This is a genomic window from Nostoc sp. C052, assembly GCF_013393905.1.
Lineage (GTDB): Bacteria > Cyanobacteriota > Cyanobacteriia > Cyanobacteriales > Nostocaceae > Nostoc.
On record NZ_CP040272.1, the window covers coordinates 3,744,686 to 3,769,724 of the forward strand.

19 protein-coding genes are annotated in these 25,039 nt (G+C 42.0%); 10 read left to right on the forward strand and 9 right to left on the reverse strand.

Annotated features, from left to right (window positions below; genetic code table 11):
• Positions 1–77 precede the first annotated feature (77 nt).
• Positions 78–2,126 (reverse strand): elongation factor G, encoded by a 2,049-nt coding sequence (locus FD723_RS15295; RefSeq protein ID WP_179066072.1) that lies wholly within the window; start codon positions 2,124–2,126, stop codon positions 78–80.
• 265 nt (positions 2,127–2,391) lie between these two features.
• On the opposite strand from FD723_RS15295, the gene FD723_RS15300 reads away from it, so the two are divergent.
• From FD723_RS15300 to FD723_RS15310, 3 genes are all read left to right on the forward strand, one after another.
• On the forward strand, positions 2,392–3,315 hold the full coding sequence (locus FD723_RS15300; RefSeq protein WP_179066073.1) for a lipopolysaccharide assembly protein LapB: 924 nt from the start codon (positions 2,392–2,394) through the stop codon (positions 3,313–3,315).
• Positions 3,316–3,403: 88 nt separating this feature from the next.
• Positions 3,404–3,952: a phosphate-starvation-inducible PsiE family protein gene (locus FD723_RS15305; protein ID WP_179066074.1), complete on the forward strand. Its 549-nt coding sequence runs from the start codon at positions 3,404–3,406 to the stop codon at positions 3,950–3,952.
• Between the two features lie 231 nt (positions 3,953–4,183).
• Positions 4,184–4,429, forward strand: coding sequence for a hypothetical protein (locus tag FD723_RS15310; RefSeq protein ID WP_179066075.1), 246 nt, complete (start codon positions 4,184–4,186; stop codon positions 4,427–4,429).
• A 75-nt stretch (positions 4,430–4,504) separates the two neighbouring features.
• Here the strand turns inward: FD723_RS15310 and FD723_RS15315 are convergent, their stop codons facing one another.
• The 3 genes from FD723_RS15315 to trpS form a co-directional block, all read right to left on the reverse strand.
• On the reverse strand, positions 4,505–5,026 hold the full coding sequence (locus tag FD723_RS15315; RefSeq protein WP_256875191.1) for an Rpn family recombination-promoting nuclease/putative transposase: 522 nt from the start codon (positions 5,024–5,026) through the stop codon (positions 4,505–4,507).
• Positions 5,027–5,124: 98 nt separating this feature from the next.
• Positions 5,125–6,045, reverse strand: coding sequence for a methylenetetrahydrofolate reductase (locus FD723_RS15320; RefSeq protein ID WP_179066076.1), 921 nt, complete (start codon positions 6,043–6,045; stop codon positions 5,125–5,127).
• A gap of 58 nt (positions 6,046–6,103) precedes the next feature.
• Entirely contained in the window at positions 6,104–7,114 is a 1,011-nt protein-coding gene (gene trpS / locus FD723_RS15325; protein ID WP_179066077.1) for a tryptophan--tRNA ligase, read from the reverse strand.
• A 378-nt stretch (positions 7,115–7,492) separates the two neighbouring features.
• Here trpS and FD723_RS15330 point away from each other — a divergent pair, with 378 nt between their 5' ends.
• Positions 7,493–8,398, forward strand: coding sequence for an acyl-CoA desaturase (locus FD723_RS15330; RefSeq protein ID WP_179066078.1), 906 nt, complete (start codon positions 7,493–7,495; stop codon positions 8,396–8,398).
• Positions 8,399–8,995: 597 nt separating this feature from the next.
• On the opposite strand, the gene FD723_RS15335 is transcribed toward FD723_RS15330, so the two are convergent.
• Positions 8,996–10,129 carry a cyclopropane-fatty-acyl-phospholipid synthase family protein gene (locus FD723_RS15335; RefSeq protein WP_179066079.1) on the reverse strand — a complete coding sequence of 378 codons (1,134 nt, stop codon included), beginning with the start codon at positions 10,127–10,129 and terminating at the stop codon, positions 8,996–8,998.
• A gap of 1,129 nt (positions 10,130–11,258) precedes the next feature.
• Between FD723_RS15335 and FD723_RS15340 the strand changes: the two genes are divergently transcribed.
• Entirely contained in the window at positions 11,259–12,161 is a 903-nt protein-coding gene (locus FD723_RS15340; RefSeq protein ID WP_179066080.1) for an XDD3 family exosortase-dependent surface protein, read from the forward strand.
• A gap of 134 nt (positions 12,162–12,295) precedes the next feature.
• Here FD723_RS15340 and FD723_RS15345 read toward each other — a convergent pair whose 3' ends face one another.
• A complete protein-coding gene (locus FD723_RS15345) occupies positions 12,296–13,162 on the reverse strand; it encodes a calcium-binding protein (RefSeq protein WP_179066081.1) in 867 nt (288 codons plus the stop codon).
• 166 nt (positions 13,163–13,328) lie between these two features.
• A complete protein-coding gene (locus FD723_RS15350) occupies positions 13,329–14,588 on the reverse strand; it encodes a glycosyltransferase family 4 protein (RefSeq protein ID WP_179066082.1) in 1,260 nt (419 codons plus the stop codon).
• A gap of 151 nt (positions 14,589–14,739) precedes the next feature.
• Here FD723_RS15350 and FD723_RS15355 point away from each other — a divergent pair, with 151 nt between their 5' ends.
• Entirely contained in the window at positions 14,740–15,501 is a 762-nt protein-coding gene (locus FD723_RS15355) for a DUF429 domain-containing protein (RefSeq protein ID WP_179069161.1), read from the forward strand.
• 274 nt (positions 15,502–15,775) lie between these two features.
• Here FD723_RS15355 and glgP read toward each other — a convergent pair whose 3' ends face one another.
• Positions 15,776–18,340, reverse strand: a complete 2,565-nt coding sequence (gene glgP / locus FD723_RS15360; RefSeq protein ID WP_179066083.1) for an alpha-glucan family phosphorylase — start codon at positions 18,338–18,340, stop codon at positions 15,776–15,778.
• Between the two features lie 517 nt (positions 18,341–18,857).
• Positions 18,858–19,181 (reverse strand): hypothetical protein, encoded by a 324-nt coding sequence (locus tag FD723_RS15365; RefSeq protein WP_179066084.1) that lies wholly within the window; start codon positions 19,179–19,181, stop codon positions 18,858–18,860.
• A 539-nt stretch (positions 19,182–19,720) separates the two neighbouring features.
• Between FD723_RS15365 and FD723_RS15370 the strand changes: the two genes are divergently transcribed.
• From FD723_RS15370 to FD723_RS15385, 4 genes are all read left to right on the forward strand, one after another.
• Positions 19,721–19,885: a hypothetical protein gene (locus tag FD723_RS15370; protein ID WP_179063512.1), complete on the forward strand. Its 165-nt coding sequence runs from the start codon at positions 19,721–19,723 to the stop codon at positions 19,883–19,885.
• Between the two features lie 662 nt (positions 19,886–20,547).
• Positions 20,548–21,249: a DapH/DapD/GlmU-related protein gene (locus tag FD723_RS15375; RefSeq protein WP_179066085.1), complete on the forward strand. Its 702-nt coding sequence runs from the start codon at positions 20,548–20,550 to the stop codon at positions 21,247–21,249.
• 357 nt (positions 21,250–21,606) lie between these two features.
• Entirely contained in the window at positions 21,607–21,723 is a 117-nt protein-coding gene (locus FD723_RS15380; protein WP_041566417.1) for a photosystem II reaction center protein I, read from the forward strand.
• Positions 21,724–21,859: 136 nt separating this feature from the next.
• Positions 21,860–24,817 carry a DUF3769 domain-containing protein gene (locus FD723_RS15385; protein WP_179066086.1) on the forward strand — a complete coding sequence of 986 codons (2,958 nt, stop codon included), beginning with the start codon at positions 21,860–21,862 and terminating at the stop codon, positions 24,815–24,817.
• Positions 24,818–25,039 lie beyond the last annotated feature (222 nt).

Genomic DNA, 25,039 nt, shown 5'->3' on the forward strand with positions numbered 1-25,039 from the left:
GAAAAGTCAGGAATCTCAAGCCTTGGAGCAATGCCTATGACAGGCATTGCCTACGCTACTCTGCAACTAATTCAAAATTACTTGCCGTTGCCGTTACCACCATTGCTATTACTATGAATGACACGTTCGGCAAGCTTTTCCGGCACTTCTTGGAGATGGTCATATTCCCAGTGGAAGGAACCAACGCCCAAGGTGAGCGATCGCAGCTCTACAATAAAATTCTGCATCTCTGCTTGTGGCAAGTATGCAGAGACATTATCCCAGCCTTGCCAATCATTTCTCCCCTCATAGCCTAAAATTTGCCCCCGTCTACCACTCAATAGTTGCAACACTTTCGAGGTAAATTCACTCGGTGTTGTCACTTCCACGCGCAGAATTGGTTCTAACAAAGTAGGTTCTGCTTGCGGTATCCCCGTTTGCATTGCCAATCGGGCAGCTTGTTTAAAGGCTTGTTCGGAACTATCAACGTTGTGATACGAACCATTAGTCAGAGTTACCGCCAAATCCACTATTGGAAAGCCCAAAGGCCCATGTGTGAGAAATTCCCGCACGCCCATTTCCACGCCAGGAATGTACTGTTTAGGAACCACGCCCCCGACAATGGTTTCATTAAAATTAAAACCTGTACCACGTGGTAAAGGCTTGATTTCGAGAAAAACATCACCAAACTGTCCGTGACCACCGCTTTGATGTTTGTAGCGTCCATGAACTGAAGCCACCGTTTTACGGATGGTTTCTTTGTAAGGCACTTGCGGTAAGTGGGTTGTCATTGGCAAGTTATATTTGCGGCGCAGTCTGTCTAGAGTGACTTGCAAATGAATCTCACCTTGACCCCACAGGATTACTTCGTGAGTATCGCCGTGTTGTTCCCAAGCAAGTGAAGAGTCTTCTTCTAACAACTTGGTAATAGCGCTGCTGAGTTTAACTTCATCGTTGCGCTTTTCTGGGGTAATGGCGAGGGCATACACAGGTTCCAACTGTACAGCTTTGGGTAATTCCATCACTGATTGCTGTTCTGTGGAGATTGTATCCCCTGTCTTAATTCCTTCTAAACGGCTCAATGCGACAATTTCACCAGGGCCAACTTCATTAACGAACTGCTGTTGTTGTCCCATAAGGCGGTAAATTCCACCAGTACGAATGCCATTGAGGACAATGCCATCAGTTAATTTTCCCCGCCAAACACGTACCAGAGAAAGTTTGCCACCTTGGGGAGTGTAGAAAGTTTTTAATACCTGTGCTAGAGGTTTATCACCTTTGATGTTTTTTAAACGGCGTTCTGCTGTGGTTTCTGGTTCGGGGGCTTCCCGTAACAAGCCTTCTAATAGAGGTCTAACACCATAATCTTGTTCTGCGACACCAAAGAAAACGGGCACTACTAAATCTGCCCCTAATTCCATTTTTAAATCTTTGATGATTTCTTCTTGGGATGGTTCGATGTCTTCTAAAAGTTCTTCGAGTAAATGGTCGTCAAAATTTGCTAAAGCTTCGAGCATTTCTGCCCGTGCTGCATGTTCTTCTTCTTTTAAATGTTCTGGGAAAGGAATAGGGTCAGCAGGTGCGCCTGGATGATATTGATATGCCTGTTCGCTCACCATATCGATAAAGCCGGTGAGTTGTTCCCCGTTCATGATGGGATATTGATGCGCTACCAGGGGACGGCTAGATACTGCTTTCAGGGCGTGTAACGTTTCTAGAACGTGAATATTTGCCCGATCCATTTTGTTGACGAAGACGAGGTGGGGAATTTCCCAATCGTCCAGGAATTTAAATAGAGGGGCAAGGGTGAGGACTCGTTCGCGGATGGGTTCGCAAACTACAATTGCTGCATCGACTCCGATTAAAGCATTGTATGTTTCTTGAGCAAATTCTACACTTCCGGGACAATCAATAAAGGTGAAGCGAATGCCGTTATACTCAGTGCTAGCGGCGCTGACTTCTACACTCATCTGGCGATCGCGAGACTCGGCTGCACTATCTCCCACTGTATTGCTGTCCTTAATATTGCCTTTGCGAGAAATTGCCCCTGTGACAAATAACAAGCTTTCTAGTAAAGTGGTTTTTCCACTTAAATAAGGCCCGACAATTGCAACATTCCGCGAACCCGATTTTACTTTTTCGTTCATAAAACCTCCCTTGCGGTAAGTCTTTTATAACCGCATTATTCCGTAGATATCAAGGGATAAAAAATGGTTCTCTGGAGTCAAACTTACCCCTTCTTTAATTTGTTATTATGCTCCTTTTAATCGAAAGTTAAAAAAATTGTAGTCTGTCGTAAGATTTAGCTTAAGAAAGGTTAAATATCACAAATTTTTATAGAGAATCAAAAACTTTTGTAAAAAACTTTTTATGAAGTAAATTTAACTGGAAGTGTTGTGAGTCAAAAAATCAATGAGATTATCATTCTTTAAATATCGCATAGCAGGGTTAATATGTTTAATGTTGCTGGTTGTGAGTATTTCCTCCCCTTCTCTCGCTTTATCTCCTCCTATCGCCTCAAAGCTGGCGCAATCGAATACTAAAACTGCTATAGATTGGTTAAATCAAGGCTTACAAGCAATTCAGGCGGGAAAGGTACAAGATGCGATCGCTGCCTTTAAACAAGCAGCTAAATTAGATTCGACATTATCACCAGCGTACTATAACTTAGGGCTAGCATACAGACAAACGGGACAATTACAACCCGCTGCCGATGCCTTTTATCGAGCGACACAAGCTGATCCGAAATTTGCTCCAGCTTTTGCTAATTTAGGCGGTGCGTTGTTAGAAGGCAATAATTTACAGTTAGCTAGCGATTATTTACAACGAGCGCTAGAAATTGATCCCAAACTCGGATTCGCCCATTATAACTTGGGGTTGGTACGAGAGCAGGAAGGAGATTGTAAACGAGCGATCGCATCTTTTAAAAAAGCCATAGAATATAGCAAAAATGCACCAGAACCTCCTTACCATATAGGGATGTGTTATCTCCAACAAGGTAAACTCGATCAAGCAAGAAGTGCCTTTAATCAGGCAGTAAAAATTAACCCAAAGTATCCCGAAGCTTACTACAACCTTGGTTCAATTTTATTTCAACAAAGTAAATTACAAGAGGCATTAGAAGCTTTTAGAAAATCAGCCGAAGCTAACTCTAATTATCCTAATGCTTATTATGGTGCAGGGTTAGTTTTTATGCAGTTAAAGCAATATAGCGATGCAGTACAAGTATTGCAATTTGCTAGAGATTTATACAATACTCAGAAGAATCCTCAGTGGGCGAAAAATGCCGAGAAATTGTTGCAACAAGTACAAAATTTAAATTACCAACCTCGCTGAGGCGCAAAAACTTAATATTGCATAACATAAAACTATTGGGTTGACTCGCTGGTGTTGTCTGAACTAGTCCAGATTGGAAAAAACGTACATGCAAAAGCGCCAGAAAAGTCGATTTTTATTTAGCGATCGCTGGCTTGATCGGCAATCAATTGTTCGCAACATGGAAGCCTTTCAAGACTTAATTGTGATTGTTTTGTGTTTGGGTTTGTTCGCTGTCATGCTAATCCAATTGTGGGGGATAGCTATCGCCCTCACGCAGCCACTAGACTATAAACATGTGACTGCAAAAATACTATTTGTGTTGATTTTAGTCGAGTTATTTCGACTATTAATGGTCTATTTGCAAGAACATAGTATCTCTGTAGGAGTTGCAGTTGAGGTAACAATTGTATCTCTACTGCGAGAGGTAGTAGTTCACGGAGCGCTGGAAATTTATTGGGTTAATACGCTTGCAATTTGTGGTTTGTTGTTCGTTTTAGGTGGACTACTCGTGGTGTGTGCGAAAACGCCACACATGGATTGTATGAGCGCGAACACTAAGTTTTGTCCGGTTGTCTATAGAGGAGGTAGAGAACGGCAAAATGAATTGGAATTACAATATTCACGTCAATGCGATGAAAACCAACCGCTTGGATAAATTGTTATGAGAATGGGGAGTGGGGGGAGATGCGACTAATCGCGTCTCCCCCCATTGCTTTGCTTGACGCTGTATCAGGAACTTGAATGAATCTAAAATCTAAAATGGTATAACTTATCTTTTGCAAGGTACTTCCGACGTATTGAAATATACTCTTTTTGGAAGATGAATCGCTTTTTAAGGGTGAGTATAAGGTTAATTAAATTAGAAATTCTAAAAGAGGTTCAAACAATGGTTACAAATACAAGTAACGGACAGTCCCAAGCAGCGATTAGCGACTTGGAGTATGATTTTATCACCGTTTTGCATAACAAGGCAGAAGCCGTTAAAGCTTACGATACCTACATCAAAGATGCAGAAAAAGTAGGTTCTCAACCTTGTGTAGAGTTGTTCCAAAAATTGCGGCAATCTGATATTGAACACGCACAAGAGATTCGCCAACATCTACAACAAGTGCTACAACACGGTAAGATGTAACCTCGGTTTTGAAGTGCGTTAGTTACACATACTTACGCACTTGCTAATTACATTACACGCAAGCAGCGCTCACTATCAGCGAGACTGATTTTGGACTGCTTGCTGTACTTGCGCCACTGTCAAATCGAGAGCCACCGCCACTTGTTCCACACTCAACCCTAATGCCAACAACCGAGGAACAGCCTCTAACTTAGCTTCCTGGCGACCTTCTTGGCGACCTTCTTCTAAGCCATCTTTTAGGATTGATTGATACATCCTTGTGTTTTTGAATTCGTCATCTATACCCAACATTTCTGCTAACTCCTCTCGGCTTAACCGGGTAAATTTGTACAAGAGAATAGTCTCTATTAATTCTACAATTTGCTTGGTGGTTGTTTCATCTGTCAGTTGTTGCCTTGCTTGTAAAATTAATTCTCTACCTTTGTCAATGGCTGTCTCTTCCCTTTCGATAATTAATTTAACGATCGCAACTTGCAGTGAGTCCTCTCTCGTATCCAATTCATCTAGATAAATGCGTTGCACTTGTGAACTGTCTAGAAGCAACTCATACGGTAGGCGATCGCTTGGATCTAAACTCCTTTGGGGATAGATAACCACAGCATGCCAAAAATTGACTGAAATCGTGTATAGCGTCTGATTCAGGATTAAAAAAAGCAGATGGCTCCATCTGCTTTCATAAAAGATTTATATCTTATTTACTTGGATACCAACTGATTAACTGGAGCAACCCCAGCCAAATCTAAAATTGGCGCGATCGCATCTTCTCGTTTCACCGCCATCATGTGAACTCCTTGACACAATTGCCGTGCTATTTGCACTTGCTCGGCGGCAATTTTGATCCCTTCTTCAAAAGGGTCTTTGGCTTTTGCCAATCTATCAATAATATGTTGGGGAATATTTACACCCGGAACACATCTATTAATAAATTGGGCATTTTTTGCCGATTTCAAAAGAAAAATTCCTGCCAAAATCGGTTTTTTATAGCCAGAGGCAATCGTATTCATAAATTTTTCTAGCAGATCAAAATCGGTAATCAACTGACTTTGAAAAAACTGCGCTCCGGCTTCGATTTTGCGTTCAAATCGACTTTGTAAACCCGACCAACTTTTACATTGCGGATCTACTGCTGCACCAACAAATAAATCTAACGCTCCATCAGTTAAAGGTTTCTCATTAAAATCAACACCTTGATTCATTTTCCGAATCAGTTGCAGCAGTCGCACAGCTTCTAAGTCAAACACTGCTTTAGCATCTGGATGATCGCCTGCTTTTACTGTGTCGCCAGTCAAAGCTAGAATATTACGAATACCCAAAGCATGAGCGCCCATCAAATCAGCTTGTAAACTAATGCGGTTGCGATCGCGGCAAGCAATTTGACAAATCGGCTCTATGCCGTTTTGTGATAAAATCACCGACGCGATTAACGAAGACATCCGTAACACAGCGCGGCTACCATCAGTAACATTGACGGCATGAACCCTCCCCTTAAGAGTCGCCGCCATTTGAATCATGTGCGTTGGATCTCCCCCTTTCGGCGGTGCTACCTCAGCAGTAACTAGAAACTCACCTGCATGTACAGCTCTGCAAAAAGCCGTGGGGCTATGGGTGTGATGCATAAAATTAAGAATCTCAATTTCTTAAATGGTATAGCAAATCACACCTCAAGGTGAAAACTTATAGAGGCAGAGAATAGCCTAAAGCAGCTTTGACTTGTGATAAAGTTTGATTTGCGATCGCTCTCGCTTTTTCCCCTCCATCCCGCAACACAGACTCCAAATAACTTTTATCGCCCGTTATCGCCTGATATTTTTCTTGGATTGGTTTCAGAGATTCGATAATTGTATCTGTCAATAATGGCTTGAATTGTCCCCAGCCCATATCCTGACACTCAACTGCTACATCTTCCTTTCTCTGCCCAGAAAGCAATGTATACAGCGTTAACAAATTATTACACTCTGGACGCCCTGGATCGTCAAAAGTCAGCCCACGAATCGGATCGGTTTTACAACGTTTAATCTTGTATTGAATCTGTTCCGGTGAATCTAGCAAACTAATCCGGCTTAAATCGGAAGGATCGGACTTCGACATTTTGCGTGTACCATCCGCCAAACTCATCACCCTTGCCCCTTCCTTGCGAATCAAAGGATCTGGTAACTTCAAAACTGGTTGATCTGGTTTACCAAATTGGTGATTTAACCGAGCTGCAATATCCCGTGTCAATTCCAAATGTTGCTTTTGGTCTTCACCCACTGGCACTTTATCAGCTTGGTAAAGCAAAATATCAGCTGCCATCAGCACAGGGTAATCCAATAAGCCTGCACTCACATTTTCTCCCTGCTTAACGGCCTTTTCCTTAAACTGAATCATGTCTTGCAGCCAGTTCAGAGGTGTAATGCAATTGAGCAACCAGGTGAGTTCACTGTGGGCCGAAACGTGAGATTGTACAAAGATAGTGGAGTGATTTAAATCAAGACCACAAGCTAGATAGAGAGCAGCAAGAGTGTAGGTATCAGCCGCTAACTGTTTTGGGTCGTGTGGCACTGTAATCGCGTGCAAATCAGCCACAAAAAGGTAATTTTCGTATTCGCTCTGACCTTCTACCCAGTTGCGAATGGCTCCCAAATAGTTACCTAGATGGTAATTGCCGGTTGGTTGAACTCCAGAAAGAACACGTTGCTTGCCCATAAATTTCAAGTTAGTTATCTCAAATCCGCGCTATGTCAAGTGGCGATGTCTGGCGACAAGTCCCTTGCGCCTACGCAAAACTCATTTAATTTTGACATTTTCCAGGTCAACTCGCCGTTATAGAATGAGAGATATTAACTAAACTCGGATTGCTATAGAAACTCTTCACGAAGGAAAACGACAACTTAGTGTGGTAACAACAGCTTGTAGGGTGGGCATCATAATGCCTTACTGTAGTCTGCTGTAAATAAAAAATTGTGCCAAGATATCCTTGTGTTGTTAACGCTGCCAACACTGGGTATTCTGCTGTCCGCAAGCTAGACTGCGGCGAGGATGTGGTGCATTTTTATTTTGAAGCTTAAGGACGTTAAAACACCAATGAAGCAATACTCTAATCTCACGATTATTTCTTACATAGTAGGCCCTACTTTGATCGTGGTGAGTCATTTAGGATCGCTACTGATTATTGTTACTGGCTTCTCATGGGGTGCTGCCTTGTGGGCCATGTTATTGTATGTAATACGAATGCTTGCAACTACTGGCATCTACCATAGACTACTCACCCACAAGAGCTACCAGGCTCCAACCTCAGTTCTATGGGTTGGAAGCATCGTGGCTGCTTCCGCCGGGCAGATGGGGCCAAGTTGGTGGAAAGCTCACCATATAGCCCATCATCAATCTTCAGACCAGGAAAAAGATCCTCATTCTCCATATACGCCTTTCAAGGGGATCAAAGGATTCTGGTGGTCTCAAGCTGGATGGCTATTCTCCCCGCAGTTTTTTCCCTCGAAGCTTCCCAGCGATGTTGAGAGTAATCTGGTTTTGAAGATTGTTGATCGTTTGCACTTCATTCCCACCGTTGCTTTAGGTGCTATCTCATACTACATCGGTGGAGCTGAATATCTCGGCGCTTTTTTCCTCAGCACGACTATCCTCTTTCATGGTGTCGCCACTGTCAACTCACTCAGCCACATAATGGGCGACCAACCGTTCACAACCAACGACTACAGTCGGAACCACTGGCTCGTTGCGTTTCTGACCTTGGGTGAAGGCTGGCATAATCTTCATCATGCATTCCAGTCCTCAGCCCGACATGGCATCACCGTGCGAGAGGGACAGGTTGCCTATCTTCCAGACCCAACATTTTGGTTCATCAAAATGCTTGAGTTCCTAAAGCTAGCGTCAAAGATTAGAGTGCCTTCTGAAACAGAACTTCTCGCTTGCGCCAGAAACCAAAACTTTCAGAACTCAGTGTTCAAGGCTGAAGCAGAGATATCCGTTTGAATATTCTGGTTCACAGATTGGTTAGGAAAAAAGTCTGTTCCTTGCCGTCTTAGTCTTGCGTAGGAGCGCTTCGCAGCATTTGAGCTATCAGCCCAGTACCCTACACTCACCTCAATACTGTTCGGTTAACGTCAGTTCGACTAACCTCTCCCTGCCTTGAACTAAAGTTCAAGTCTGTCTCTCTCCGACTCGGAGAGGGACGGTTTTGCGTAGTAAAATAAAACCTTCTTAGAGATTTTTTGATTGAGCAAATTGGGTAGAGATGCAAATTGGGTAGAGATTATATGAGCAATCGAATTCACGTTCGGTTAAGGCAAGAGACGCAATAAATCGCCGTCAAGACGAAAGACTGATTATTGTAGAGACGGCGATTTATCGCGTCTTTGTGATGATTTATTCCGTCTTTGTGATCTAGAATTTTCATCAAAAAACCTTAACCGAACCGTATTGAAACTCACCTTGATTCTATCTGGTGCAACAAATGATCATAAAGCACCAATATCACCGCTCTAGGCAAGATACAGGCGGTCTTTTGACTCAGCACTCTTCATACTATGCCATTCAACCCCTAGCAAGGGAAACTCTAGCTTTGTTCGGTTAAGCATGAACCATTAAAAATTGACCATTACCATTATATTCTCCATCACAGCAAGCAAAATTGCGAATAAACCATATCAAATAAAACCTCCATATCCGGCGAAACTTAGCATAGTCCATGCTATAGTTTAATGTTTTTATTGTTGCCTGATTTTCGTCAAAATTTCGTAACCAATGAGTGAGTGTTTTAGAGTAATTAAAGCCATTCAAATACCATTGTTTAATTGTTTTGAGGTCTTGTTTATGGCTGGGAACTGCATCGTAATTCCAGTAACGACCGTGTGGAAAAATATATTTGTGGGTGTAAACGCTGGACATATTGTTAGGGATGCGGACTGTGATGATGTGAATAAGAACTTTGCCATCATCCTTAAGAAACGAAGCTAATTTTTTAAAGGCTCCCGTTAAGTTACCAACATGACAAAAAACACCAATCGAGAGGATTTTATCAAACTTTGTCTCGAAATTTGCATTATTTAAATCACCTTCATATAGTGTAAACCGATCGGAACTGAGATAACTCTCAGGATCTTGCATTTTGTGGCGAATATATTCACATTGCTCGTGGCTCAAATTAAGACCCGTAAACTTGACATTGGGGAACTTAGAAAGAATGTAATTAGGAACACATCCCCACCCGCACCCAAAGTCTAAGATATTGTCTCCATCTTTGATGTCTAACTTTTCAATCACATCATCAATCATCTGCATCTGCGATTGCTCAAGGTTTAATGCTCCTTTTTCCCACAATCCCATACTGTACTTAGGATAAATGAGTTTCCCGTCCCCTAACATAGTATTCAGCATGGCTTGAGGCAAGTCGTACTGAATTTTCATTAGTTCCCGCGATCCTTCGGCCAGATGATCAGTTTCTTTTAATACCCATTCATACGGTGCCAGGAGAGATGGGAAATACTGAAAGAAAATTGGCATACAGGTATCAAAAAGCGATTCTAAGACGAAATCAGGAACTTCTAATCCGTTGATATAAGCCTCTGCCACTGCCATTTGAACTGTGTTGACTACCTCAACCGCCCCACGAGTTGCTTGGTATGCTAATGGACTCTTGATATTTATATCTCCCACAATCGGGATATACTTTTCTATTTCTTGCAGCAGGGTACTAGCAGTCATAGTCTATACTCCTAACAGGCATTGAAATAACGATACATTTAGTATAAAGGATTAAATTTTTTTAGTTTTTTAACACTAAAATGTAAGGAATATTAACATACATTCAAGAATATTTTTGAAGATACAATATGGGATTGATGCCGAGATATGATACCATTGGCGAAATATTTCTTAATGGTGGCAGATACACCCTAGCCGAGCAGTTGGCAGCGATCGCCCTCCAAAAACCACATTTAAACTAAAGTTCAAGTCTTTCCCTCTCCAACTCAGCTACAGTGTACACACAAGTATAGTCCGCAAGGGTTTCAACCCTTCCAGCCTAGTGTGTTGACTCTATGCCTTTTTAGAGGGTAAAAATTCATGCAAAATATGTGTAGTCATTGCGAAAGCGAGTGCGTCTCGTAGAGAGCGGAGCGAAGCAATCGCTGGGGATTGCTTTGCTACATTTCATTTCGCTCGCAATGACACAAAAGTTGCATGAACTAAAAATGGGGAAATTCCATCAAAGTCAACAGCCTACTTCCAGCCTCATAAATACCCAAATTTTGGGTAACTGGAAACTCCATTTATCCCGCTAATTTTTAGGGCTAGGGCAACGAAACCAAGTTTTAGGCGGGATTCAAGACTTGTGTGTACACCGTAGCTCCAACTCGGAGAGAGAAGGTTTTGCTTAGTAAAATTTCTTAGTGGTCTGTTTTTACGGACAATTAGATGGACGCTACATAACTTGTCAAACTTACGTTCTCTTTACGTCCTAACCTTCCAGACGAGAGTTGCTTCTACGTAGAAACCCAAAAGACCCTATTTAATAAAACATACCAATCTAATTGAAATCAAGGATATAACAATAAAATAATTAATGGTTTATTAAAAACACATATTTTTATATCATAACCTTACATATTTTCACGTTATTAACCAGATATTAAATTATCTCAGAGATGAAATAACCAAATTACTACAATCTGAGTAACTAAGTACAATACTGAGTTTTTAGAGATAAATAAGCAAAATAATTTACGAGATTTTTTTAAAACAAATCATCTTGAATACTACAGAATTTACATAAGTTTGGTTAGGCTTTTCACAGATAAAAAATCATTGCCTAATCGGAGATATTCTCATAAATATGAAAACTCTAAAAGTTTTTCTTGCCACTACAGCCATCAGCGTAAGCCTCCTGAGTCTATCTAATCAACAGGCAAGTGCTGGACAACTTGTCGATGGATGGAACTATAGTATTGATTCCTTCCAAGATGGTTCTGGAGGTTCGGTTTTTGATATCAAAGGTATGGCGGTCAAAGACTCAGGTGACAAAATCTATGTTGCTCTTACAGGCGGGATGCCTCTAGGTGGCACAACTGATTCCGATGACTACTGGAATCCGGGTCATTCAGTCCATATTGGTTGGAGCGACTTATTCTTCAATTTCTCAGGTCAAGACTTTCAAACAGCTAGTCAAAGTGGTCAGCTATTTGGTGTGAGGTTTGCCGACTATGACAGTAGCTTGACAACAGGAGTTTACCAAGGAGTCCAAGCAAAGAGTATCACTACCCAACATGGAGGCTACAGTAACTTGAAGTGGTATTACGACTGGGGCTGGGGTCAAAATAATACTCAAGGCACAGACTTAGCAACTACACAAGACGTTTACAACTATTACTACGGCTCTAATGTCGCTCAGAATGCTACTTGGAATAATACACCGATTCTCAATGCCATTGGATCGGGTACGAAAGTTGGCAATATCTCCATGCTTAACGATCAGCAACTCAATGCTGCTGGACTAAATTTTGGTAACTTTTCTGCTACTGGGCAATACACAATTGGCTTTTCTTTTGATAAGGCTTTAATAGGCGATGGTAATTATGTTAGTAATATCTTCTTGGAGTGCGGTAATGATGGAATAGCTCTCAAGGGCGATCTCAAGTCTGTACCAGAATCAGCCGGAACAATTGGTTTACTCTTAACAGGTTTGAGTTTTATGGCCAGCCAACTTCCACAGTTTCGCAAGAAAAAACAAGAGGCTTAAATAAGTTTGTAGCTATTAGTAGGGTGGGCATTGCAACGCTCACCCTATTTTTTATTCATATAAAACTATAAAATAGCAAGTAAAGATATATTTAACTTTCTATTTATAAAGATAGTCAAACTCTTAAATTAAATCTACCTTTCTACCAAACCTACTTGTCCACCAATTAGCCCCAGAAATCCAGTTCCAAAGTGCTGAATCTCCAAAAAGCTTGCTTGCTCTGGTGAGGTTTTGTAAATCTGAAACGTCTTCATAATTCCTAAAGTAGCAGCGCTTTCTAAAGGCCCAATAAAGCTAACATCTCGATCGAGAAAATAGGCTTGATTAGCCCATTGAGCCATCTGATTTGCATTTAAAAAGTAGCAACCTGCGTGAGGATTGAGGGCACGACGAAAGGTAATTGCTGCATTCATAATTGCACCATTGAGTTCCTGTTGCTGTTGCACATTTTGAAAAGGAGCAGTGACTCGTAAAGCCAAATCTCCATCAATGTAAGCTTTGTGAACCAAAGCGTGGGAGGACACTTCATAACGATTTGGTTGGAGCAAATTTAAATCACCCGTTTGTTGGGTAAACCAGTTTAATTTTATAAAAAACCAAGGGTCATGAATAATTAAATCATCTTCAAGAAAACAGTAGTAATCATATTGACCAAGACAACTTTGCAGAACAGCTTGACATTCAAATCCTAAAAGCATAGGTTCTGCATTACTAGAATGATGCCTATATAAATGGGATGGTAAGGGAAGCTGATTCAGAAGATGATTATCTTTAGTTGTACAAATAACAATATCGATTTCGTGAGACTGTGGCTGATTAGCAGGGAAAGCTAGTCGTTGAGCGATATTGATGATACTTTGAGATTTACCAAATAATTGGTGTAAGGTAGTCAGGCTTGTAGTTAAAGCCTGTAGACGAGGTTGTGGATCTTTGCGTTGGGAAGCATGACGACCTTCACCGCTAGGTTTGAAAAAATGGGCAATGGTAAAAATAATTCGCATTTTAAATATCGCTTTTGTATTTATTAGTCATTAGTCATTAGTTATTTACCAACAATGAATAATTAATATGCTTCTTACTAAAGTCATTATTTTCAGGCTTTTCTTTGCGCCTTTACTTGACACAAAAATATTTATACAAGAGGGTAATTACTAATGACGAATTTATTTAATTTCTACCAAATCCTTTAGAACTTGGGCGCTTTTTCAAACTATCAGAATTTCTACCAGCAAACATCCATTGCAAATGTTGTGGTAACAGTTTTGCTAAATCATAACGCTTCAGAATTGTTTCTCGCGCATTTGCACGAATTGCACTCATCTCTTGAGGATTATTCAGCGCCTCTTCAACCCGATTAGCAATATTATCGGGAGAAAAGAAATCTACTAGCAGTCCATTCACACCATCCTGTACAACTTCTAATACTGGCGAAGTTTTAGAAGCTACTAGTAAACATCCTGCTGCCATGACTTCTAACATTGACCAAGATAATACAAAAGGACGGGTTAAATAAACATGAGCAGAAGAAGCTTGTAAAACCTGAAGGTACTCATTGTAAGGAAGCCTATCTGTAAAGTGCAGCCTCGATAAATCCAAAGATAATTTTTCTAGCATTAATTGTTTATAAGTCTTTCCATCGGGGAGATTTTTACCATAAGCAACCCGATCTTCTCCCACAACTACTACATGGCACTTAGGTCGTCGCTGCTGAAGTAGCGCCACTGTTTCCATAAACTGCGGAAAACCTCTATAAGGTTCCATCCCCCGTCCTACATAAGTTACCAACTCTTCCACATGGGAAAGATCCAGATTTATTCTTGGTAAAACTAACTTTGCGCCTGGTTTGGGAACAAAATATTGGGTATCAACACCATCATGAATTACAGTGAGTTTTCTATGATATTCTTTAGGAAACTGCTGCCGCTGCCAATTCGTAGGAGAAAGACCGCGATCGCAGCTATATAAATCAGTCAAAATCGGCGCATTTTTCACGCGGATGCGGCATTCATCATCAGCATTCAGTGGTTCATTTGGATCAAAATCTGCATCCGAACCGTGAGCATGGTAAAACCACTCAAAATAACACAATAATTCTGCTTTGGGGAAAACATCTTTCATAAATAAAGTCGGCCCCCAACCAGAATGGCCATAAACTATATCTGGAACAAAACCCTCAGCTTTTAATTTTTCTGCCACACGATACACAGCCTGAGCAGTCAGAACAGCATTTTCTAGATTACGAACGTAGTGGTGGGTTTGGGGAGCCGCTTCACGAGAAGGAGTATAAATAGCTTTATAAACGCCAGCTATTTCACCTTCACGACGATTTGTCCCAAAGACGACCTGGTAATTAGGATCTTTACCTAAAACTATCGCTAGGTTGCGAAATTGCGAGGGAAAATTTGGATGTAAAAATAAAATTTTCATTGGAATAATCTTGATTAACTTATTGCCAGATAAAATAAATTAAGACAAGCTGCCTAAGATTATAAGATTATTCATCACGATTTTTAGCAAGTAAATTTAGGTAAATGGTTGCCCGAAAATGCGAAAATAATCGCAAATTCGTGTTATGACCATGAAATTTATTGGCATTGATTTAGGCTGGCGATCGCAACCAAGTGGACTATGCTGTTTAGAATGGATAGATGGACAACTGCAAGTACTCGATTTAGACCGCAAAGATGCCATTGCAGATATCCTCACCTGGATCGATCGCACTGTCAAACCAGACGAACCAGCTATCATCGCCGTAGATGCACCTACCCTCATACCCAACGCTACTGGGAGTCGTCTCCCCGACAAACTCAGCCACAAGTACTTTGGTAAATATCATGCGGGATGCTACCCAGCTAATCAAAACCTACCCTTTGCAGATCGCACTATCAATTTTGGCTTAGAATTAGAATCACGCGGCTATTTACACGCACCCACCATCGAACCGCAAAAACTCGGCAGATATCAAATAGAAGTCTTCCCCCACCCAGCGATCGTTAACCTATTCAACTTAGAACGCATCCTCAAATACAAAAAAGGACGCCTCAATGAACGTCGTCTAGAACTAACCAAACTCCAAAATTACCTTCTCGATATCCTCCCCTCTCTTTCTCCTCCTCTGCGTTCTCTGCGCCTCTGCGGTAGCCTACGGCAAGCCGCTGGTGCGTCTACGTTCCTTCTTGAAATCCCCACCACAGGCGCAGCCCTCAAAGCAACCGAAGATAAACTAGATAGTCTAGTTTGCGCTTACATTGCTGCATATTGGTGGTATTGGGGAGAAGAACGTAATTTGGTATTAGGCGATCGCACTACTGGCTATATTGTCATTCCTCAAAGAATTTGAGACAAGGCTTCGCGTATGCTGCTTTAGAGGAATTTGGATTACTGCACGTGCCTGAAGTTACGCAATTAAATTTCTGATTTAATAGTCTTTGAAGACGCGATAAATCGCGTCTCTACATGAAGGTTTTGGGCTTAACTGAACTGTATTGTCTTATAATTCCTGATCATTCTAGCAATAATTATTTTTGGTGTCTGACTGTATCGCACAATAAAAGGCGTTGCTAAACTTAATCAGCAACGCCTAATCTTAAGTATTCAATAACTACTCAGGACTCTTATTCTGCCCAAGCAATCAACCTTGGTTCATAAGGATTAGCCAGATTTTTATTTTTCGGCAATACACGCAAAGACAAGCCTTGCAAACCAGAAGCGGTATAAGTGATATTACCTGTGTAAATACTTAATTGCTGTGCATCTTCACCTTGGTAATCCATCACCACCGGCACAGCGTTGACAATCTCACCATTGGCATCGATCGCACCTTGATATAACTCCACTTGCACATCATTATTGCTCAAAGTTGCTAAGTCAACCTTGGCTTTAACAGCAACGGTTTGGTTAACCTCAATGTCCGAAACTGCCGATACGTCAACATCTTTGATTCTGATGTTGAACCAATGTTCGCCTAGTTTTTCTTTCCAAGCAGCTAGTTCTTTCGCTGGGGCATAGTTATCAACAGTCAGGGTATGATAGCGATCGCTGGCCGGGAAATAAGCTCTTTGTGCATATTCTCCTACCATCCGCGCGGTATTAAAGAATGGACAATTCAACCGAATTGCATCCTTCATTTTGGCAACCCACGGACGGGGTAAGCCATCAGTATCGCGGTGGTCATAAAATAGTGGTACAACTTCCTTTTCTAACAATTCGTAGAGAGCATTGGCTTCTACTTCATCTTGGTAGTTGGGATCGTCATAATTCTCTCCATGTCCAATCGCCCAGCCTGTGCGGACGTAATCAGCTTCATCCCACCAGCCATCTAGTACACTTAAATTCGGCAATCCATTCATGGCGGCTTTCATGCCACTAGTACCAGAGGCTTCGCGTGGACGACGCGGTGTATTTAACCAGATATCACAACCCGCAACCATCAACCGAGAGATGTAAATGTCGTAATTAGGAACAAACACTACCTGTTTTTCTAAATGTTGTTCGCGGATAAAGTGATTGATATCGCGGATCAGTTCTTTACCAGGAATATCCTTCGGATGTGCTTTACCTGCGATGACAAATTGCACTTTCCGGTCTTTGTTAGCCAGCAGAAGCCGCTTAATCCGATCCAAATCGCGCATCCAGAGGGTGGCGCGCTTGTAGGTGGCAAAGCGACGGGCAAAGCCAATGGTGAAAGCGTAAGGATCTAAAACTTCTTGTGCTTGGAAAATTTCGGAGGCAGAAGCGCCGCGATCGCGCAGATGTTTGACCAAATGCTCTCGCACATACAAAACCATATCTAAGCGGCAGCGTTCGTGATTGCGCCACAACTCCTCATCAGGTATGGCTTCCATCCGCTCCCACAATGGGCTATCTGGTGGTGCTGATGACCAATTTGGCCCAAGGTAGCGATCGTACAACTCTTGAGTTGATTTCGCCACACAACTCCGAGCATGGACACCATTGGTAATTGCGGCGATCGGCACTTCCTCTACTGGCACTTTCTGCCACAATCCCTGGAACATTTGCCGCGACACTACACCATGCAGTTGTGCGACACCGTTAGAAAATGTTGCCATTTTCAGCGCCAGCACCGCCATACTGAAAGGACCCGATAAATCGCCTGTATTCTCACGCCCCAGTCCTAAAAATTGCTCTTTAGGCAACCCAAATATCTCTGCATAGTAGCCCAGGTAGTACAAAATTTTGTCGGGAGCGAACAAGTCAATTCCCGCTGGTACTGGCGTATGGGTGGTAAATATATTGCTGGAAGCTACCACTTGTTTAGCTTGGGCATAATTCAGTCCTTCTTCCTGAATCAGCAAGCGGATGCGTTCTAGGGCAGAGAAGGCGGCGTGACCTTCATTCATGTGGTAGGCGGTGACTTTCAGCCCCAAAGCCTTGAGCATTTGCACACCACCGATCCCCAGCATGATTTCCTGGTGGATACGCATATCGATGTCGCCACCATACAGTTGATCTGTGATGTCGTGGTCGTAAGTATTATTGGGTTCAATATTGGTGTCCATCAAATACAGGGGAACCGTTCCTACCTGTACGCGCCAAACTCTGGCATACACCTTGCGTCCAGGATAATCTACCGCAATCCGCAGTTCTGAACCATCGGCATTGCGCTCTAGATGCAAGGGCATATTATAGAAATCGTTGTTCAGGTAGCGCTCTTGCTGCCAGCCATCGGCATTGAGATACTGGGCAAAATAGCCTTGCTGATACAGTAAACCTACACCGACAAGTGGTAATCCCAGGTCACTGGCAGATTTGAGGTGATCCCCCGCCAAAACGCCCAAACCCCCAGAATAGACCGGCAAACAATCTACCAGTCCAAATTCTGCCGAAAAATAGGCGTAGCATTCTTTTGGTTTGTCTTCGCGTTGTTTCTGATACCAGGTGCGCTCTTGCAAATAATCTTCTAACTGACGGTCAGCGCGATCCATTTGGGCTAGGAAGCCTTCATCTTCGACAACTTCCAGAAGCCGCGATTGAGCGATCGTACCCAACATTAACACCGGGTTATGATGGCTAGACTCCCACAGGTCAGAGTCTAAGCGACGGAATAAATCTTTAGTATCAACGTTCCAATCCCAGTGCAAGTTATATGCTAGCCGCCGTAGTGGTTCGAGTCGTGGCGGTAATGAAGGAGATACGTTAAATGTGCGAATTGGCTGCATAGGTTGGCAAAACTCCAAGTTTAGCTATGGTTATTGTTTACTCTCTTTACCAATGTTGCCAATTCTTCATACTGTATTTTGTGAAAAAGCGATGACTTTGTTAAACATTGAGAATTCTTTTTAACCTCGTTGCTAAAGTTTACACCAAGGTGTTTCTAATTCTATGCCTTACTTTCAGCCATGTACTTGGTATATTAAGATTTAATCATTTACTGGCATATATCACTTACAAAAAATCTAGTTCTGAATAAATAATTTATATTTATTTTATTATTGCTTCCGGGGATCAATTCTAGGGTCTTGGGTGAAGGTAAAAATTCCCCATAGCTGTGTCCATGAAAGTTAAATTTTTAATTATTTCTTAATAAAATTGTGCTGACAAAGAAGTGGGAGCTAAAGAATATAAATAAGAATCGCATGAAAAGCTTACCAAGCAGCTAACCAGGAAAAGCGAGCGCTAACTACTTGGTATCAAGTTTTGAACTAAACCAGGAAAATAACTTAGTGTAGTGTGACTTTACGCACCTAGTGAAGGCTGATCTTTAGTATTTTTTGTCATCGTCAAAGCTACAGCTGCTGCATAGGCGAGTTCCGCTGCCATTTGATAAGCAAGTTTGATACTCGATGAAGCGTCTTTGGCTTTAGGAGAGAGAGAAGCTTTTTTTCGGCGCGACTCAAGTTTTACATCACCTGCTGCGATCGCTCGTTGTAAAATTATCCAGGCATCTAGGTCTTCTGAGTCATAATTACCTTGAAGCTGCGATCGCAGTTGATCTTCGGCTACAACACTCAAATAGCCGATAGTTAGAGCTTCTTGTACAATTTCTTTAATTAAAGCCATAATTTGAACCACGTGTGTGAGTTAAAACCGATACCTCAACTTGGGAATTTTGATGTTTTTTTGGGATTTATCCTCGAAACTAAGCTACGTTTTAGCTTTCTTTCAATAGAATTTATAATGAGTAATGCCAAGTACGCATCACCCGCTTGGCTCACCCGAATGGGTGATTTACAAATTTCTAGATACAAGTATATGGAGAAAAAGAATATTGTGAACGTGTCACACGTATAGTAGATATCATTCTGAGTTTAACATCCAATCATAAAATTACTTTGACAAGCAAATATAGAAATATGTACAGAAATTCTAAGTAACCCTTGATAACATTTTTCAACTCTCTCTTCTCAATAGATTTTATCTAAGTGTATAAAAATATTTCAGAGTAGCAATCGCTCAAGTAAAAAAAATAACTAATTCCCCAAATTTTCATCAACAAGCAACTTAAAAATCAACTTATTTATTGAGAGTGTTCCACTAAAAATAAAATGTGTTATCGTTAAAAACAATTGTTATTAAAAACCATTCATGTAATTACCAACATGAACTGGTTAGTCTGTAAATCATCCGTGTGCAACATGATTGGAGCAGCATACTCTAGAAATTCGTTGCAAGAAAGCCGTCATAGCAGTCGGGGAAGCGCTTACTTGTTTGCACCGATGGTTAACTTCAATGTGATGGCTGATGTGGGAGATAATCCACCCTAATTGGATTTTATTTGGGCAAAATACCCATAAAATCCAACAATAATTACATTGTCATGCTAGGCATAAATTTTATCTAAACTTTGAATATAGTCTAGTTAAATGTATTTTTTGTTGCCAAATAGCTTTTGAAACTGAGTTGTTTCAAAAGACTAAAACCGCTTGAGAGGAAATAGCCTCAAGATAGACAACACTATCCCTATTTACTTCAGTAGTGCTGTTAGCGGTAGCAAGCTTTTCAAATTTGACCGAGAACCAAAACAGTAGCCTATTTAAACCAGAAAATTTTCCCATCAGACAATTTAAGAGTCTGAGTTTTGACTCGGCAATGCACTGAAATTGCTTTGTTAATTGATTTTGTGACAAAGAAGCTAAAGTTTTACTTACATATGTACAAAAATTTCTAGCGACTTAATGCAATTGTGCATATTACTTGAGTAATTCTACACACCTAAGCTCAAAAATTGCTCACATAGTCAAAGCTAGACTCTGGTTTTTCAAATATTGGAGAACCCACCTAAAAATCTTGGGAAATTTTTGTGATACTGCTACCTTCGCTCATGTATGAATACACACAGAGCCTATTGGTATTGGCAGAAAATTAGGATACAGCCAAAACAACTTTCAACACTCTCAACAACAATTGATTAAAGAGATATGTAGCCATGCAGAACGAGCAAAACTTTTCAAAATTGCAGCGCGCGCAAGAACTTTTAGTAACAACTGTGTTAGGAGATATTCCAACACTTATTCTGGGGCCAAAGTTGCGTAATTTGGGGTATCGCAGTATTTTTGCCCAGATAGGCAACTCAGTTTATATTCAAAATGGTGTTGAATTTAACGGTACTTCTTGTATTGAGATCGGCAGTGGAGTCTATATTTTCAAGGGTGTGCGGATGGATGCCAGAGGGCACAAAAATAATAGAATTCATGTAGGAAATAGAGTCGCTATTGAGCGTAACGTTGATATCGGCTCTTTGGAAGATACATGTATACAAATTGATGAAGATACCTTCATTGCTCCTAATGTGTCTATTGAGGGGCCAGGAAACATTAAAATTGGTAAACACTGCTTGATTGCTGCCCATTCAGGGATATATGCCAATAATCATAATTTTGCCGATCCTATAGAGCCGATTAAATACCAAGGTGTTACTCGTAAGGGAATCGTGATTGAGGATGATTGTTGGCTAGGACATGGAGTAACAGTATTAGATGGCGTTACTATCGGCAAAGGCAGTGTTATTGGTGCGGGAGCAGTTGTTAATAGAGATATTCCTCCTTTCTCTGTTGCTGTAGGCATACCTGCACGAGTAATCAAAAACCGAATTGGCAAAGATATAGCAAAAGTTCAAGCTGAGAAATAGGGGACTGGGGACTGGGGATTAGGGATTGGGGATTATTTCCTGTAACCTGTAACCCGTAAGCTGCAACCTCTACCCTTTTTTTGGGAAACCTTTGCCATCAGTCAACGTCAGAAGAGTCAATAGTCCTCTGAGTTATTTCTTAGGGTCATCTAAAAGTCAGACAACTGATATCTTGCACTATTCTCAATAAGCGTAGGATAGGATAGACACTGCTAGTTCGCCAGTCCCCAGTCCCCAGTCGTCCCCGAAGTCCTCTAAAAAAGGGACGAGATTTGGGTAATATAAAGTAGCTATCTTTTCTGCATGGCAGATCCTAAAAGAAAAGCTCTCTTTGTTTTACCCATTGGAGATATTTCTATGCTGACTTTAAAAATCGCTGTTTATATTGTTGTTGCCTTCTTCGTAACTATCTTCATCTTCGGATTTTTGTCGAACGATCCCGCTCGTAACCCCGGCCGTCGGGACTTAGAGTAAAAGGGCGATAAATCATCCGCGACTTTGGAAGGCGGAAAATACTAAACGCCACGGAAACTTACTAAGGGAAAATTAGTAAGTTTCTTCCTCCAGGTAGCTTGCTGTAGGTAGCAGAAGGCGACAGTCGGAAGGCAGAATGTATAGTTTATCCTTCCGTCCGACATTTGGCTGTTTGTTAGCCCGATTTTGCTCACTTATGCTTCATCCAGTTCTGCCACCCGATCCGCCTCCTATCCTCGAATCTTTACAACCCGTAAATTCCGACTCATCTGCTAGTCATACAAAATTTCTTTCAGGTGTAGATACTGGAATACACGAAAAAACAGATAAATCCAAGCAGCCCAAGGTTTTGGCTCAGTTGGCAATAGCGGGTAATGCTAAGAGCGATCCTTCATTGCCAATTCCGATCAACTCAACTCAGAATGACTTGGTAGTTGCCAAAACTTCCTCTATATCTCATTCACCAGAAACCTTACCACCAGAAAGTTCCCCATTCACTGGTTCTGGAACTGCTGGGCTTTTGGGGCAACCGCTGGTAGTTGGTTATCCTACGCAGAAGGTTACAACCTCTAATCGCCAAAATCAAGAAGATACAAAAACAAGTTCTAGTGGTGGCATCCAGCGATCGCAACTTCTTCTAATTTCAGCGCTGCGTAAACGGGAGATGCAAAGAGAAGCCGCTGCATTGCCAAAAAAAGTTGCAGTAGAGACGCAAGATGCAAAAAATGAACCTTCTCAAAAAGTCGGTCAGCGATATCTGACGACAAGCCGTTTTGCGTCTACGCTAGATCAAAACTCTAGCGCTGGAGAAAAACAAACCTTTTTGGAATCTTCTAGCTTTAGCTATAATGTTTCTCCCAGTCCTCTTGTCGCCCAATCTTCACCCTCTCTTGAAACGGCTCCGACTGTCAACAATAGCAACAAGTTAGCCAATTCCAAGGCAGAAATTTTAGTTGAGAAGTTAACCCAACAAAAACAGCAACATGATATTACTGCACAACAGTCTCCCAAAAGAGACAATATCTCTGTATCTGCTGCCGATCTTGCACCGAGTTCTCAATCAGTACAAAATTTCATAACATTTAAGTCTCGTAAGCCTACAAACCAACTCTCAGTACCCATTACTGTCGAATTCAAGTCTCAAGCCCAACAGCAAAGCCAAGTACCACAGGTAGGTACTACTAATCAACCGCAAGCTCAACCATCTAGTACAATAACTGCGCCAGCTACCACACCGCCAGCAGGGCCGAGAATTGTGGAAGTGACTTCAGATCGGCAAGAGTATAACGAGCAACAGCGAATTATTACAGCTGTAGGTAATGTAGTTGTGCGATTTGATGGGGCGGTGGTGGATGCCGATCGCTTGCAAGTCAATTTGGACAACTTGATCGCTGCGGGAGAAGGCAATGTAACTTTAACAAGGGGCGATCAAGTACTGCGCGGGCAACGCTTTACCTATAACTTTGTTCAAGATAGTGGGGAACTGGAAAATGGTAGAGGCGAAATTTACGTCCCCTCAGCCCAAACAGATTTTGCTTTCTTACCCACCGATGTAAGTGCTGGTGGAGTGCCAAAACGTCCGCCAAGCGATCGCATTAGAGCCAATCAGCCGATTTCTGGCGTGAGCAGCCCTGGAGGAATTGATGTGTCATTTGGTGGTCAGGCAGATGCTAGTAATCTAACGCCACCGAAAACAGGGGGTGTAGTCAAGCGGCTCAGGTTTGAAGCTGAACACATTGACTTTTATCCGCAAGGCTGGCAAGCACGAGATGTCCGCATCACCAACGATCCTTTTTCGCCCCCAGAACTAGAATTACGCGCAGATAAAGTAACTCTGACGCGAGAGACACCCTTAGTAGACCGCATTAGGACACAGAAGCAGCGTTTGGTATTGGATCAAAGAATCTCCTTACCAATTCCGTTGGATGAGAAGACTATTGACCGCCGCGAGCGGGATGTTACACCTGCAATAGTCTCCCCTGGCTATGATGGAGATAAACGGGGTGGTTTGTATATTGAGCGTGGCTTTCCAGTGATCGCTACAGACAATACTACCTGGACAATCACGCCCCAGTTATTAGTACAGAGAGCCGTGCAAGGTGGCACTGGTAACTTAGGCTCACTGTTTGCTGTAAAGACCAAGATAAATTCTGTTTTGAGTCCACGGACAATAGTTCAGGGAACTGGCGAGTTAACTAGTTTTGACTTCAGCCAGCTGGAAGACAATTTGCGGGTGAATTTGGGATTGCGCCAGACAATAGGCACTTCTCTTCCCCACACATTGAATGTGCAATATAACTATCGCGATCGCCTCTACAACGGTACCTTGGGTTTTCAAACTGTCCAGAGCAGTTTTGGCGGCATTATTACCTCTCCTGTGATTCCTTTAGGAAAAAGTGGTATTAACCTCAGCTATCAGGCAAGTGCCCAGTATATTGATGCCAACACCGATCGCCAAGACTTACTACAACCAGTGCGCGAAAACGATCGCATCTCACTAGGTCGTTTACAAGGTAGCGTTGCCCTCAGTACTGGGATATTGCTATGGCAGGGAAAACCATTACCACCTACTGCCACTGAGGGATTACGATACACAGCTAACCCTGTAGTTCCTTACTTGCAAGTGATCGCTGGACTTACAGGCACTAGCAGTTATTACAGCAATGGTGATAATCAAAGCACCTTAACCGGTACAATCGGCTTACAAGGGCAAATTGGTCATTTTTCTCGACCTTTCTTAGACTATACCGCCTTTAATGTCAGTTTTTCTCAAGGCTTAAATAACGGATTATCACCCTTTTTGTTTGATCGTTCCGTTGATAATAAAGTTTTAACCGCTGGAATATCACAACAAATCTACGGCCCTTTTCGCTTAGGTTTTCAAACATCTGTGAACTTGGATACTGGTAGAGAATCTAGTACCGACTACATTTTGGAATATAGCCGTCGTACCTATGGCATCACCTTGCGTTACAATCCGGTGTTGCAGCTAGGTGGCTTCAGCGTCCGAATTAGTGATTTTAACTGGGGTGGCGGCACTGATCCATTTTCGGAAGTTAAGCCAGTAGTGAACGGTGTAGAACAGGGTAATTAGTCATTAGTCATTAGACCTTTTGCAAAAGTGCTTTTTGCAAGAGGGGGAAAAGGGTAAAGGTTAAAGGGTAAGGGGACAATACAGAACCTTTTCCCCTTTCCTCCGGCCCTTATCCCCAGAGGGGGTCCCACCTTCCCCTTTTCCCGACTTATGCAAGAAGTCTATTGGTGCTAATGACTTCGATTTCCCCCTGGCTTGAAGCTGGGGGATGAGTTAAAACCC

Coding starts and splice junctions, on each gene's coding strand:
- FD723_RS15295 (WP_179066072.1), bottom strand. CDS start 2,126: ATGAACGAAAAAGTAAAATCGGGTTCGCGGAATGTTGCAATTGTCGGG.
- FD723_RS15300 (WP_179066073.1), top strand. CDS start 2,392: ATGAGATTATCATTCTTTAAATATCGCATAGCAGGGTTAATATGTTTA.
- FD723_RS15305 (WP_179066074.1), top strand. CDS start 3,404: ATGCAAAAGCGCCAGAAAAGTCGATTTTTATTTAGCGATCGCTGGCTT.
- FD723_RS15310 (WP_179066075.1), top strand. CDS start 4,184: ATGGTTACAAATACAAGTAACGGACAGTCCCAAGCAGCGATTAGCGAC.
- FD723_RS15320 (WP_179066076.1), bottom strand. CDS start 6,045: ATGCATCACACCCATAGCCCCACGGCTTTTTGCAGAGCTGTACATGCA.
- trpS (WP_179066077.1), bottom strand. CDS start 7,114: ATGGGCAAGCAACGTGTTCTTTCTGGAGTTCAACCAACCGGCAATTAC.
- FD723_RS15330 (WP_179066078.1), top strand. CDS start 7,493: ATGAAGCAATACTCTAATCTCACGATTATTTCTTACATAGTAGGCCCT.
- FD723_RS15335 (WP_179066079.1), bottom strand. CDS start 10,129: ATGACTGCTAGTACCCTGCTGCAAGAAATAGAAAAGTATATCCCGATT.
- FD723_RS15340 (WP_179066080.1), top strand. CDS start 11,259: ATGAAAACTCTAAAAGTTTTTCTTGCCACTACAGCCATCAGCGTAAGC.
- FD723_RS15345 (WP_179066081.1), bottom strand. CDS start 13,162: ATGCGAATTATTTTTACCATTGCCCATTTTTTCAAACCTAGCGGTGAA.
- FD723_RS15350 (WP_179066082.1), bottom strand. CDS start 14,588: ATGAAAATTTTATTTTTACATCCAAATTTTCCCTCGCAATTTCGCAAC.
- FD723_RS15355 (WP_179069161.1), top strand. CDS start 14,740: ATGAAATTTATTGGCATTGATTTAGGCTGGCGATCGCAACCAAGTGGA.
- glgP (WP_179066083.1), bottom strand. CDS start 18,340: ATGCAGCCAATTCGCACATTTAACGTATCTCCTTCATTACCGCCACGA.
- FD723_RS15365 (WP_179066084.1), bottom strand. CDS start 19,181: ATGGCTTTAATTAAAGAAATTGTACAAGAAGCTCTAACTATCGGCTAT.
- FD723_RS15370 (WP_179063512.1), top strand. CDS start 19,721: ATGAACTGGTTAGTCTGTAAATCATCCGTGTGCAACATGATTGGAGCA.
- FD723_RS15375 (WP_179066085.1), top strand. CDS start 20,548: ATGCAGAACGAGCAAAACTTTTCAAAATTGCAGCGCGCGCAAGAACTT.
- FD723_RS15380 (WP_041566417.1), top strand. CDS start 21,607: ATGCTGACTTTAAAAATCGCTGTTTATATTGTTGTTGCCTTCTTCGTA.
- FD723_RS15385 (WP_179066086.1), top strand. CDS start 21,860: ATGTATAGTTTATCCTTCCGTCCGACATTTGGCTGTTTGTTAGCCCGA.